The sequence below is a fragment of the Nodosilinea sp. FACHB-131 genome (assembly GCF_014695395.1).
Lineage (GTDB): Bacteria > Cyanobacteriota > Cyanobacteriia > Phormidesmidales > Phormidesmidaceae > Nodosilinea.
Genome location: NZ_JACJOF010000040.1, coordinates 73055 through 86650, shown reverse-complemented (window position 1 = coordinate 86650; position 13596 = coordinate 73055). Strand labels below are relative to the sequence as shown.

Here is a 13596-nt window from a genome sequence, read left to right as displayed (position 1 = left end):
GCATATTACCTGCTTTGCGCAGTAACTTGGGGCCTCAGCCCTGGAGTAATTGCCGTTCTCGGCAACCTGCGAACCTCTGTGAGCAGAAATCGCAGGTGTAAACTCCAGGGCTTAATCCATCAAACGATGGGGAAGCGTCCAAGTAACCTAACCGTCCCTAGACTTGAGGAGCAGAGAAGCGGGTCTTACCAGCTCCCCACATGTCGCCAATCACCTTGGGCTGAAGCAGAATATGGCCTGAAATCGCCACGAGATCTTCCTCGGTCAAACTACGCATTTTGGGGAAGATATCAGCGCTCTTTTTGCTGGGGTGTACCTGGGAAATATCGGTCAGACCATCGTAGGTCGTCGGCTCTTTCAGGTAAGCCACCAGGGCTTCAAGGTTGTCGCGGGGAGGCAGGGAACCGGCTAGGGAGTCCGGATCAAGGCCAACGGTGGGGTTGGTTTTGGTGATCCCCCCGACGTGGCAGGTGCCACAGGCGTAGTTAAACTGGCGACGGCCACGGGTTACCTGCTCTAGAGACAGCACATAGGTGTCCCCAGCGGGATTGAGCTGTACGGTACGGGTGGCTTCATCTAGCTCAGCCGCGACAGCGTCTCCCATGACCAGGTGGCTGACAAAGAAGAGTGCGACCGCAACTAGCCAAATGCATCTCTTCAACATGGTTCTCCTCGAATGTATAGGGCTTGGGTATGAAATCAACACAGCTATGTTAAGTCCAACTTAGAGCCTGGAGTTTCCCATGAGGCAAAACTCCACGTCTGAGCTTGGATTTAGATGTAATTCAACGGAGTTTTCCCCATTAAATTATTCACGTAATGTCTATCATGCCACCGAAGGGGGCCATTCCCAATGCTCGCCGTTATAAATCGACGCCAATATGGGTTGGCTCTGCGGCATTGAGGCCATTGGCCCAGGGGGTGTGGTTATCGACAACAGCGGGGGCGGCGACCGGCTGGTGCAGACGAATGAGCTGAGCTAGGGTCTGCTTGAGCTGGGTGCGCGGCACGATCGCATCGACAAAGCCGTGGTCGCGCAGGTACTCGGCGGTTTGAAAATTGTCGGGCAGTTTTTCGCGCAGGGTTTGCTCAACGACGCGGCGACCGGCAAAGCCGATGGTGGCCTTGGGCTCAGCCAAAATGATGTCGCCCAGCATGGCAAAGCTGGCGGTGACGCCTCCGGTGGTGGGGTGGGTGAGCACCGGCATGTAGAGCAGTTTGGCGGCCTGGTGCTGCTGGAGCGCGCCCGAAATTTTGGCCATCTGCATCAGGCTGAGCATGCCTTCCTGCATGCGAGCTCCACCGGAGGCACAGACTATGATCACCGGACGGCTCGTGGCAGTGCCGCGCTCGATCATGCGGGTGAGTTTTTCGCCGACTACCGAGCCCATGCTGCCGCCCATGAAGCGAAAGTCCATGACGCCGAGGGCGACGGGCAAGCCGTCTAGCGTGCCGAGGCCGGTTTGCACAGCGTCGGTGAGTTTGGTTTTGGCCTGGGTATCGCGCAGGCGATCGCCATAACCCTTGCGATCCTTAAACTTGAGTGGATCTTGAGGCTGAATGTGGACATCGAGGGGTTGCCAGGTGTTGGCATCAATTAGCTGGCGAATGCGCTCGTCGCTGAAGATGCGGTGGTGGTGACCACAGTCGCTACAGACCCACTGATTGGTGCGCAAATCTTTGGTGTAGGTGAGCACGTCGCAGTGCTCACACTTCGTCCAGAGACCGTCAGCAATTTCTCGCTCCTGGCGGTCTTCGCTAATGGGACCTGACTTACGGCGATTGGCAAACCAGTCAAACAGAGACATGCGTGGGCTCATCGGCGACAGAACGACCTAAAAGTGTTCGTTTGAACACAACCCCCATCCTACCGGGTTTGCTCCTTCTCCGATAGATCGGCTGAGTTGGACACTTGATTATGGTCGCCGATGTACCGACCTGAGCTATGGCAGAACCAATGTCAAACCAGTTTGCAGCCTGTTCGTTACTTTGTCGTCATGACATAGACCCCGTCCCAGTCTTCGGGGGGTGGCTGCACTAGGTATTGCCGGGCGCGGCTCAGGTGCACGGTCACGGCTTTGTCGTGGGGGCGCATCTGCTGGGCCTGCTCAAATAGGCGCAGAGCTTGCTCAAACTGCATAGCGGTGTAGGCGCTGCGGGCCTGGGCGTAAAGGCCGAGAAAGGCTTCGGTATCGGCGGTGAGCGGGGCGTCGCGCTGATCGATAAGTTCGTAAATGCCAACGGCGCGCTGTTTGCCTTTGACCTGGGTGCGGTCTAGCTCGCGGGCCCAAATTCTGTCGGCACAGAGGGCATAGGTGTACTCGCTGATCACGATGTCGCAGCCATACTCTTTGGTCACCCCCTCCAGGCGAGAGCTGAGATTAACTCCGTCGCCAATGACGGTGTATTCCATTTTGCGCTGGGAGCCGATGTTGCCCGAAACGACTTCGCCGGAGCTGACGCCGATGCCAATGCGAATTTTGGGCTGCCCTAGAGCCCCGCGCTCGTTATTAAACTTGGCTAGCCGTCGCCGCATATCGAGGGCGCTTTGCACAGCGGCCCAGGCGTGGTTGGTCAGGGGCAACGGCGCACCAAACACGGCCATCAGCGCGTCGCCAATGAACTTATCGAGGGTGCCCTCGAAATGAAACACCGACTCCACCATCGTTTCGAAGTAGGCGTTGAGCATTTCGACGACTTTGTCGGCTTCCAGGTCTTCGGTCAAGGTGGTGTAACCGCGAATATCTGAAAAGAGCACCGTGACATCTTTGCGCTCGCCTTTCATCAGCAGATCGTCGCCTAGGGCCATGACCCGCTCGGCAACACCGGGGGTCATGTAGCGGTAGAGGGTGCTCTTCATCCGCTTTTCTTGGCTGATGTCTTCGAGCACGAGCAGGCCGCCCAGCACGCCGCCCTCGGGGTTGGTCAAGGGGTTAACGGTGAGATTGATGCTGCGCTCAATGATCTGCACCACCTCTTTGGGTACCGGAGTCCCGGTCGGATCGCCCCAGGGTCGGTAGAGGGCAGGATTGTCGCTGTCGGGCAGGGCCAGCTCAGAGATCGGGTCTAGTTCAGTGCCAGGGCCGGGGGCGATCGCCACCCGCAAACTCTGCTCCGGCACGTAGTGGCGGGCTCCGGTACTGAGGCTGTCTTGAATGCGAAATCGCAGGCTCTCAACGGGGATCGCCTGCCACACCGGGCGGTGGAGTAGAGCCGCACACCAGCGATCGCGAATGGTGCGGCTGTGATCGGTGTCTTCGGGGCAGCCGATCAGCTGGAGGGCAGCATCGTTGATGGTGATAATTCGCCCTTCCATATCGGTGGAAATCACCGCATCGGAAAGGCTTTGTAAAATGTCTTTCTGGTACTGCTTTTCGACTAAAACGCTCTCAAACAGCTTGGCATTCTCTAGGGCGACACCGGCTTGAATGTTGAAGGCCCGCATGAAGGCTTCGTCTGAGGTGGTGAAGGTGCCCTGGGCTTTGTTGATCAGCTGGGTGACGGCAATCAGCTTGCCGCCCGAGTCAAATACCGGCATGCAGAGGATATTACGGGTGCGGTAGCCGGTGCGTTTGTCGGGTTCGGGGTTGAAGCGGGGATCCTGGTAGGCATCGGGGATATTGAGGAGTTCGCCGGTAGTGGCGACATGACCGACAATGCCGCTGTTTTTAGAATTGCGCAGCTCCATCATCGATTTGCCATCGGCAGATTTTACCTTTGACCACAGATCGCCGCTCTCGTCGTCGATCAGCCACAGGGTGCTGCGATCGGCCTGCATCAGCTGACGGGCTTCTCCCATCACCGATTGCAGGGTCTTCTCCAGATCTAAGCTCTGCTCCAGCGACGAGATCGCCTTCAGCAGAGCGGCCACGCCTTTCTGATTGCGCGCCGCGATATAGAACGAGTTACAGCTTTCGAGGATGACTCCTAGGGACTCGGCAAACTCTTTAAAGTGGCGCTCGTCCTGCTCGTCGAAGGGGGCGTGGTTGAGCTTGTTGAGCAGCTGCACCACCGCCACAATGTTGTCGGTCTTTTTGCTCAGCACCGGCATGCAGAGAATGCTGCGGGTGCGGTAGCCAGTCTTTTTGTCGTGGGTGGGGTCAAAGCGATCGTCGGCGTAGGCGTCGGGAATATTCAGCGGCAGCACGTGGGTGGCCACATGGCCCGAGATGCCCTTGCCCATAGGCACACGAATTTCGAGCGATCGCTCCCCATCCCCTTGGGCAATCTTCGACCACAGCTCCTGTTTCTCCTGATCCACCATAAAGATAGTGGTGCGCTCAGCTTGGAGAATTTGGCCAATTTTGAGGGTAAACGCCTCCAGGATCTGCTCCAGCATGACCTCCAACGACTCGTTGTTGATCATGTCGATGGCGCGCAGAAAATGCTCAAACTCCGCCGTAATTTGGTCGAGCAGACTGATGAACTGCGGAGTGGGCAGATCGCGCACCCGGTTGGTGAGAGAACTAGTCTGGTTGGCCAGAGACAGCGCGGTAATCATGCTGCGTTGGTTGAAGACCGGCCCGGAAAGGCCATCGATCTGAGGTGCCATGGGAACCCTATTCAAGCGTGGCAGATGGGAAAGCAATGGGCGCAGTCAGCCGCCTGGGTTAAGTTGAGGAATTAGGCAGGCTCAATCTTCCAGAAGCGACAAATTGAAAGGGAAACCCCTCTCCACAAAACCCTCTCGCCGAGGTATTAGTAAACCTGCTAAACACCTCTTACTCTAACCGTATACCTTAGGTCGTAGGACAGAAAGTTGCGATTTGCACAGAATGCCTGCCCCCTGGCCATGCCCTAGCATACCCAGGCCCTCAAGAATGTGGCGCAGCGGTGCCAAAACTACGGGCAAGGAAGGTTACCACCTCCGCCCAAGCCGCGTCAGTAGCAGCGGAGTCATAGCGGTAGCCATCGTCGCGCATAAAGGTGTGGTTGGCAGGGTAAATCAGAGTTTTGTGGTCAACGCCCGCTGTTGTTAAGGCACCGAGAATCGTATCGCGACCCTCAGCGGGCACATGGGGGTCTTGATCCCCAAAGATCAGCAGCAGACGGGCGGTGATTTCGCCCAGGCGCTCCAGGGTATTGGCCCTGTCTTTCCCGAGCTTGCCGCTGTGGATACCCGTTGGATAACAGCACACCGCCGCCTTGACAGCAGGATTCAGCGCCGCGCGACAGGCCAAATGGCCACCGATGCAAAAGCCCACTGCCCCCAGCTGTCCGGAGGCCACGGCATCTGACGTCTGAAGCCAGTACAGCGCTGCCGTTGCATCGGCATCGTATTGAGCCACCTCCGTGCGGCTAGCGTCGTCGTTGCCCCGCAGACGACCCAGGTCATTCGGCTCAATCACGGTGCCAATAGGCTCTAGCCGATGAAAGATCTCGGGGGCCGCTACGACGTAGCCGTATCCTGCCAGGCGATCGGCCAGGCGCAAAATTGGCCCTCCCAGTTGGTAAATATCTGAGTAAAACAGAATGCCGGGATATTGGCCAGAAACGACAGGTTCCACCACATAGAGCCGCATTAGGCTGTCATCCACGGTCAAACCCACCTCGCGGCGTTGAATTTGCACAACCTAACCTCTAACAGAACAATCTATAAAATGAGCCGCGATAGATTTGAGAATTTCAGATGGGTAGGGAGTAGGGGTAGGGCATAGTCGTTTCAAAGAGCCCACTACAACCGATCTTAAACCCATCCACCCATCCACCCCTGCACCCATCCACCCATCTACCCCACACCCCGCTATGGTGAAGGATGATTTAATCAACAAGCGGTTACGCAGAACACAAGCACTGGCATGACGACATTTTTTGCCCCCGATCCTGACCTGCAAACGGCCCTTGAACAGGTATTAGAGCAGGTGCGGGCCGAATTTGCGTTGACGCCGACTCAAATTGCCGTCACCTGGGTGGTCTATGACCCACCCTACATAGTCAATACTGGCGGAGCTTTGAGTGCCGATGATTTTTGGCAACGCCGCCCTCGGGGGGCGAGTTATCGAGGGGTTGAGCTGATTTACCCGGCCAGCGTGGTGAAACTGTTTTACCTGGTGGCTGCCCATGAGTGGGTAGAGCAGGGGATGATCCCGCCATCGGCGGAGCTAGATCGGGCGCTCAAGGACATGATTGTGGACTCCAGCAATGACGCTACTTCTCTAGTTGTCGATCTACTCAGCGGCACCACCAGCGGCCCGGAGCTGCCCCCTGGCCCCTTTGAAACCTGGTGTTACCAGCGCAACATCATCAACCGCTTCTTTCAGTCGTTGCCGTGGCCTGAGCTGGTGGGGGTAAACCTAAATCAAAAGCCCTGGGGCGATGGACCCTACGGCCGCGAGCGGGCTTTTGTGGGCAAGCACTATGAGAATCGCAACCGACTCACCACCGACGCTGTGGCCCGGTTGATTCACAGCATTGCTGGTGGAGTAGCGGTGTCGGCAGCGCGATCGCAGACCATGCTCTCCCTGCTGGCGCGCCACCAACCTACCGCCCCGCCAGACCCCGGCGAAGAAGACCAGTTCACCGGCTTTTTAGGGGAAGGCCTACCCCAGGGCACTCGGCTCTATTCAAAAGCGGGGTATACCAGCAAGGTGCGCCACGACGCCGCCTACTTTGAGCTACCCAGTGGCGAACCCGGTTTATTAGTAGCTTTTGTCGAAGGCTCTGGGCACAGCAAAAATCGACAAATTTTACCTCGGTTGGCCAGTCTTATAGTTCAGCATATGGTGGTCAGTCCGTAGAGTTAGGACCAATGTTCCAGAATGCCGAGTGCCCTTCGGTATTGATCTGCCTTAATGTAGAGTCGCGTCTATCCAAAGTAGGTGCAGAATGTTGTCAACATGGCCTCGCTCCTAGGCTGGAGATGGTACAATTCAGCCAATTTCAGAGGCACATGTGGTGTGTGAATCTGTAGCGACGGGAATGGTTTTATCTTTCCTGAATCTCACTACGGCAATGCGATTTTAAGAGCGATTAATCATTGGCTAAATGCTAATGACCCTTGACTATTAAAAATCTGAGGAGTGAACGAATCATGGCGTATCTCAAGCAAGTTTCCCTGGCTCTCGGTCTGGCGGCTGTAGCCGGTATGGCTACCCCGGCCCTGGCCCACAATCACTTGACCGAGCTAGAGTTGGCCCAAAACACTTTAGCTGAAGCAGTCGAAAGCTCTACTGAAGCAACCGCTGAGCCTGTTGTAGCTGACGAAGCCACCACCGCTGAAGTGCCTGCTGCATCTGAAGTGCCTGCCGTTGAGGCGATCGCCCCTGTAGAGTCTGACGCTAGCCTGCTGGCGCTACCCGAGGCTGAGTCGCTAACCGCTGACCAAAGCCTATTCGATACCGCCGATATTGAGTCGGCTCTGACGGCAGCCACCATTGAAACCGCGCCCGCCGCCAGCGATTCTATTGACCTAGCTCAGGGCACCCGCCCGGCCTACGAAATCTCCCCCGCTTACCTGGGCGTGGGCGGCAACATTGGCATCGGCAACCGCAGCGACAGCGGGTTGTCTAGCTTTGGTTTTAACGTCATCAGCAAAATCTCCCTTGGCCCTCGCTTCTCGGTGCGGCCTGGGGCTACCATCACCAACAACCGGTCGAGCTTTACTATTCCGGTGACCTACAACTTCAGCACCTTGAGCTACAACGGGTTCCGTGCCCAGCCCTATGTTGGCGCCGGGGTCGACATTCCTACCAGTGGCGATATCGGTCTGCTGATCAACGCTGGGGCCGACGTCCCCATCTCCCGCGACTTTACCTTCAACGCCGTGGGCAACTTCCGGGTTACCAGCGGCTTTGCCCTGGGTATCTCCCTGGGCGTGGGCTACAACTTCCCCTTCATCTTTGAATAAGACCTGGGGATAATCACCCCTCTGCTAATGCCCCTCTAAGGCAACGGTAGCCATAGACAAGGAAGGGGATCGTGCTCAGGCGCGATCCCCTTCCTTGTAGCACGCTGCTAACCACGGGCTGAATCGCGAGGCTGACCTGGGCACCCTGAAGGCACAAGGCAGGGTGTGGCAATGGTAGAACAATCCGTGGCCTGGGCTGACGTGCTCCAGGCGTTTCAGCAGATTTGGGGCTATAGCGACTTTCGCTCACCCCAGGATGCGATCGTCAGGGCTTTGCTCAATCGTCAAGATATTTTGGTCGTGCTGCCCACCGGCGGCGGAAAATCGGTGTGCTTTCAGCTACCGGCGCTGCTGCAGTCAGGTCTGACGCTGGTGGTTTCGCCCCTGGTGGCGCTGATGGAAAACCAGGTGCAAGAACTGCACGATAAAGCTCTACCGGCCGCCACTCTCCACAGTCAGCTACCGCCACCCGTGCGCCACCGCACTCTTAGGGCGCTAGAACGTCAAGAATTGCGGCTGCTCTACGTTTCGCCTGAGACCTTGCTCAGCCCGCCTGTTTGGGAACGGCTCTGCCAACCGAAACTCCGGCTCAACGGCCTCATCTTAGATGAAGCCCACTGCCTGGTGCAGTGGGGTGAGACCTTTCGTCCTGCCTATCGCCGATTGGGGACAGTGCGAAAAGCGCTGTTAGACTGTCGCCCCGCCGGCAGCACCTTGCCCATTGCGGCCTTTACCGCCACCGCCGATCCTGCGGCCCAAACCGTTCTGCGCGAAGTGCTACAGCTTCAGTCGCCCCAGGTAGTGCGGATCAACCCCCACCGTCCTAACTTAGATCTGCGGGTGAAGGCTGTGATCAGCGAGGGCCAGCGCAAGGGCGTGTTGAAACGCTACCTTGAGCAGCACCCCAACGCAGGGTTAGTCTATGTGCGCACCCGTAAAGATAGCGAGGCGCTAGCTCAGCAGTTGGGCGATCGCTATCGAGTAGCGCCCTACCACGCCGGGTTGAGCAGCCGCGATCGCCGCCAGATCGAAGCCGATTGGATGGCCGACAAACTCCAGTTTGTAGTCTGCACCTCGGCCTTTGCCATGGGCACCAATGCTCATAAAAAAGTACAGTTCACAAACCCTTCACCAGAATTCGGGTGGTGTGCCTGAGCCAATGAATCCGCTGAGATTCCCATAATATGGGCACTCCTTAAAAAATTTTTATCCCATGACTGAGCGGAATTCGGCCCAGAGTGACTTCCCAGACCAGAATTCGGCCAACCTCATAGTCGAGCACCAGGTGCGGCCCGATGACCTGATGGCAGAGCTGGGGATCAAGAAAGATGCTTACTACACCTACCTAAAGCACCTCGACATCAAGGCCCAGAAGGACGGCAGCGGCAAAGCTTACTTGGAGCCACAGCAAGCCGACCGGATCCGAGCACTGCGATTGCATGTGGTAGCTACCGGGAAAATCGACGGGTTCGAGGAAACGGCCCTCGCCACATCAGCGGAATCGGGGCTAGGCGATACTCCTCCGTGGAACAACGACATTCCCCAAGACACTCCCGATTTAGAGCGCCTCATCCGTCAGGCTCAGGAGTTAGCTGCTCACAACATGGCTATGGGCGATTTGGTAGTGGCCCAGCTAGCCCAGCAGATGACCTTTGACGACCTAGCCCCCGACCTTCAGGGGAAAGTGACGGAGGTGCGAGAGGCCACCCGCCCAAAAGCGAACCCCGCCGCGATCGCCAGCCAGATTCTAGGCCAGTGGCGCAGCCAGCGGGGAGCCACAGCAGCATAAGGACTTCAGCCAAACCCCTCGCCGCCCGCGACGGCAGCGCTTTGGTGGTGGAGTTCAGGGAAGATGACATCGCCCAGATAATCAGCTCCCTAATGAAGGGGCAGTCCTTGCTAGTGCTTGGGGAAGCAGGCAGTGGCAAAAGTGTTCTGGGGATAGAGATTGCCAAACGATTGGGCAGTAACTACCAGGTAGCGATCGCATCCTATGCAGGCAGTGCCAAGCAAACCCTGATGGCCATCGCTGAAGATCTTGGAGTGCCCACAGAAACCTGTGATGAGAGGCCCAAGCCCCTCACCGCTGATCAGCTACGGGTCGAGATTGCCAAGGATATGAACTGCGGTAGACGGCTGCTGATTGCTGATGACGCCCACCGCTGGCCCGCTAGCCTCCGCTACTGGATGGAAGAACTGCTGAGGGGAAAAGGGTTACTGCTTCTGCTGGCGGATCGGCCCCCGGCGCGGGATGTGTTTCTGAAGCTGCCCCGGATGGAGCTGGATCCAATGACCCCAGACCAGATCCGCACAATCATGTATGCCGAAGCTACGGCTCAGGGCATGGCCATCAACCCCACCAAGTTTGCTGACCTTCAGCAGCGGGTCGGCGGCAACCCAGCTCTGGCTAAGCGAGTGGTGCATGAGGAACTGCTGGGCATTGGGGAAGAGATGAGCACTGACCATCGGCAGTACATCGACGGTACCCCTTTCCTGATTGCTGGCCTTAGCGCCATCGGCATTGTGAGGTTCATCGGTATTGGCCTAGGCGACAAAGCGCTCTATATCGTAGGCGGGGTGGCCACCCTCTTAGCCCTGACGCTACGGACCTTGTTTTATACCCTCAACCGCAAGTCAACTCGCCTAGGACGATAGCCCCTCATGATGAGCGTTACTCATGCCGCCCTGGCGATCGCCTCTACAGCGATTGGGATTGGCACCGCCGACCCCTACGTTCTGGCTACTGCCGCGATCGCATCCCAGCTGCCCGATATCGACACTACAGAAAGCTTCTCAGGCCGCTTGATTTGGCCCCTTACTAACTTTCTAGAGCAGCGGTTTCCCCATCGGTCTTTGACCCACTCGTTTATGGCTACAGGGCTTGTGGCTGTGCTGGCGGCACCCCTGCTGTGGTGGCGATGGCAATTCTTCGTGGCTGTAGTGGTGGGCTATTTCATTGGCTGGTTTGCCGATGCCTTTACCAAGTCAGGGGTGGAAGCGTTCTACCCCAACCCGGCCCGCCTAGTGATACCTGGCAACCCCAGGGCGCGGCTCGACACGCGATCGCCCGCTGAATATTGGGTACTAGCCACCGCTGTCTTTCTCACGGTCGTCAGCATCAACTTGACCAGCGCCGGAGGGCTCTCTGAAACGGTGGCCCGCACATTTTTCAACGACACCGGTACCGCCGCTGACTTGTTCCACAAGCATGGAGCTTCCCAGAGGGTCTTTGTCACGGTAGAAGGGATCCACACGTACACCCGCCAATCGGTCAGCGGCACCTATGAGATTTTGGAGGCCAGCACCAGCGATGTGATTGCTGAAAATGTGACCACTAGCCAAATCTACAAAATCGGGAAAGGAGCCGATGCTCAGATTAGGCCCAACCGAGTCAAAGTCAACCTAGGGGATCCAGTCAAGGTGTCAGCCCAGATGTTCAACCTGCAAGAGGTGGGGGTGATGGAATGGTTGGTGACTGTACCCCAGAACGCCTACATCAGCGGCAGCCTAGTGATTGATGATCTCGACGAAGCGCCACCCCCCAGCAGCCTCGAAACTTACCCCACAATAAGACTGTCCACTGGACGGATTGAGCTACAAAATGCTCATCCCCAGGAGATTTTGGCTCTGCTGCGGGAATTCTGGATTCTACAGGGCAGTGTCCTTGTGAAAGTAAAGGCATGACCAATCCCACTCCCCACCGTGAAGGCCCACCACTACAAGCTTTCATCGGGCTAGGGAGTGTTCTGGGGATGATAGGACTCATTTGGATTACGCGGGTAGAGCCGTCCCAGGGGCAGGCTCCAACAGTACAGCCATCCCAACCACAATTAATAACTGCACCCCCGGTTAGCACTCAACCACGAGTCCTCACGTTCACGCTGAGCCTGAGTGAACCCGACGACTTGAAAGTAAGGCAAGGGGATTATGTTGCCTCTGGGGATGTTTTAGCTGACCGCACCCGTGAGAGAAGCGCTTTACAGGCGCAGCTGCAAAAGACCCAAATCTCGCTCCAGCGCATTCAGAACCAGCAGGTGCTCAACCCGCCTCAACCACTGCCGGTGCCCCCGATATCGGGCTTACCCCCGGTCTACTACGGCACCCAAGAGGCCGCGATTGCCGCGATCGAAGACAACATCGACCTCCAGAAGCGCAAGATTGACCTGCTGGGCACTATGAAGCCCGCTGAAGTACCTCCAGCTATGCGCGAGCACGAAGACCGCATCCTGGAAAAGCTGTACCGGGATCTGGAGCTAGCCAAAGCAGAATTTAGTCAGGCCCAGGAGCAGCGGGCCTTTCAGGAGTACGAACATTCCCTGGCCATGGCGCGACGGGCTGAAGAGGCCAACCAACAAAGATTGATGCACTCTCAACAGCTCCAGCAGGCCGAGCAGCAGCGTCGGGAAAAGGCGTTTCAAGAGGCCCAGCTGCAAGCCCAGGTGGAAGACATCAACGCCAAACTAATCGACCTATCAACGGTCAGGAGTCCCTATGCAGGAACGATTCGCCGGGTTAAGTGGCTGGGGCAGTCAGACAACCGCCTCTCCGTTGAAATTACGCTATCTATTGGCGGTGGGCCTAGCCCTGATGCCTTTACTGTCCAGCCCCTCCCCGTCCCTGGCCCAGGACAGCCTTGATGAGGAAGAGTACATAGAGGAAGAAGTCTTCGAGGAAGAAGAGGTTTCTGAGGAAGCGGACTTCGAGGAAGAAGAGGCCTTTGGGGAGGAGGGAGGAGAACCTGTTGATGTGGAAGACCCAACCCTTCCTCTGCTCTCCCATCCCGATGAGTTCTACCAGCTCGATGACAACCCTCTTAACCCCCTGGGCGATAACCTCGATCTGCTAATCCAAACCCAGATCAACGAAGACCTGTGGGCTGCAATGATGGGTGACTTGCCCTGCCTGGAGCCCACCACCGAGTGCATCAGCGAACTACAGACGATGGCCGTAGAGAACAACCTAACTCTAGCCATCATTCAAGAACGCATTGACGGCATTGACCAGCGCATTGAAGAGGCTCGCTCCCGCAACCAAACCGCCGTTTGGATGGACTCCTTTGAACCGCTGATGTCTCGCTACCTGACCTATGAGACTGTCCTAGTGGATGGCCAGCAGCAGCAGCGGGGTTTCTTTGACCGACTACTCTCAGCTTTCAGCAACCCTCTTAACGCCATTAATGAAGCTCTTAGCCTGATTGGGATACCCCTAATTCGCGGTATGACTCAGACTAATGCTAGGGCTCAGCAGACGGCGATCGCCATCAGTGACCTCCAAGTAAAGGTGGCCCAAATTGAGCAGGAGAAACGCAAGATCGCTGAAACCCTAAGAGAGCAGGTTGCCCTTGAGGTTTTAGAGTTTGATGCCACCCGGCGCGAGTTCCAAATTTCTCAGGAGGTGGCTCGCCGCGCCACTGTGCAGCACCGGCTGCTGGAGATTGACTATCGTTTCAGCGATCGCATCGACAGTGTTACATACTTGGGTCATTTATCACAATTGGATAGGCAGAAGGCGGATACTTACCGAGCCTGGGCGAAGTTAAGAACTCGGTTAGCTAGGATTCAGATGCTCGTATTGGGAAGTGAATAGAAAGTTGCTATAGGATTTGATAATTTAAGTTTAGTTTCACTAAATCAACACGCATCAAATAAAAAGAAGATTTTTTGCGCCTTCACAAATATTTTTAAGACGCTCCTTTAGAGTGAATTGAGCAAGTTAAACTACTTTGCCAATAATCTATAATCCGGAAAATA

The 13596-nt window shown here is 56.6% G+C and carries 11 protein-coding genes and 1 pseudogene; 8 read left to right on the top strand and 4 right to left on the bottom strand.

Annotated elements, in window-relative coordinates; genetic code table 11:
- Positions 1–157: 157 nt before the first annotated feature.
- From psbV to H6F75_RS26410, 4 genes are all read right to left on the bottom strand, one after another.
- Positions 158–664, bottom strand: a complete 507-nt coding sequence (psbV, locus tag H6F75_RS26425) for a photosystem II cytochrome c-550 (protein WP_190756154.1) — start codon at positions 662–664, stop codon at positions 158–160.
- A gap of 199 nt (positions 665–863) precedes the next feature.
- Positions 864–1808: an acetyl-CoA carboxylase, carboxyltransferase subunit beta gene (accD, locus tag H6F75_RS26420; RefSeq protein WP_190756192.1), complete on the bottom strand. Its 945-nt coding sequence runs from the start codon at positions 1806–1808 to the stop codon at positions 864–866.
- A gap of 176 nt (positions 1809–1984) precedes the next feature.
- Positions 1985–4552 carry an adenylate/guanylate cyclase domain-containing protein gene (locus H6F75_RS26415; protein WP_242020369.1) on the bottom strand — a complete coding sequence of 856 codons (2568 nt, stop codon included), beginning with the start codon at positions 4550–4552 and terminating at the stop codon, positions 1985–1987.
- A gap of 262 nt (positions 4553–4814) precedes the next feature.
- On the bottom strand, positions 4815–5570 hold the full coding sequence (locus H6F75_RS26410; protein WP_190756152.1) for a dienelactone hydrolase family protein: 756 nt from the start codon (positions 5568–5570) through the stop codon (positions 4815–4817).
- Between the two features lie 228 nt (positions 5571–5798).
- On the opposite strand from H6F75_RS26410, the gene H6F75_RS26405 reads away from it, so the two are divergent.
- From H6F75_RS26405 to H6F75_RS26370, 8 genes and pseudogenes are all read left to right on the top strand, one after another.
- The gene (locus H6F75_RS26405) at positions 5799–6737 is read left to right on the top strand and encodes a serine hydrolase (protein WP_190756150.1); all 939 of its coding nucleotides are present in this window, start codon (positions 5799–5801) and stop codon (positions 6735–6737) included.
- A 293-nt stretch (positions 6738–7030) separates the two neighbouring features.
- Positions 7031–7846: a hypothetical protein gene (locus H6F75_RS26400; RefSeq protein WP_190756148.1), complete on the top strand. Its 816-nt coding sequence runs from the start codon at positions 7031–7033 to the stop codon at positions 7844–7846.
- A gap of 171 nt (positions 7847–8017) precedes the next feature.
- Positions 8018–8944, top strand: a pseudogene (locus H6F75_RS26395) (RecQ family ATP-dependent DNA helicase); the annotation flags it as partial.
- 115 nt (positions 8945–9059) lie between these two features.
- Positions 9060–9635, top strand: a complete 576-nt coding sequence (locus H6F75_RS26390; RefSeq protein WP_190756146.1) for a hypothetical protein — start codon at positions 9060–9062, stop codon at positions 9633–9635.
- Positions 9602–10501 (top strand): AAA family ATPase, encoded by a 900-nt coding sequence (locus tag H6F75_RS26385; protein ID WP_190756144.1) that lies wholly within the window; start codon positions 9602–9604, stop codon positions 10499–10501. The genes H6F75_RS26390 and H6F75_RS26385 overlap by 34 nt, the downstream gene beginning before the upstream one ends.
- 6 nt (positions 10502–10507) lie before the next feature.
- Complete coding sequence (locus tag H6F75_RS26380) at positions 10508–11530, top strand: metal-dependent hydrolase (protein WP_190756142.1); 1023 nt, start codon at positions 10508–10510, stop codon at positions 11528–11530.
- A 68-nt stretch (positions 11531–11598) separates the two neighbouring features.
- A complete protein-coding gene (locus H6F75_RS26375; RefSeq protein WP_206754703.1) occupies positions 11599–12483 on the top strand; it encodes a hypothetical protein in 885 nt (294 codons plus the stop codon).
- The gene (locus H6F75_RS26370) at positions 12434–13432 is read left to right on the top strand and encodes a hypothetical protein (RefSeq protein ID WP_190756138.1); all 999 of its coding nucleotides are present in this window, start codon (positions 12434–12436) and stop codon (positions 13430–13432) included. The genes H6F75_RS26375 and H6F75_RS26370 overlap by 50 nt, the downstream gene beginning before the upstream one ends.
- The last annotated feature ends 164 nt before the right edge of the window (positions 13433–13596 follow it).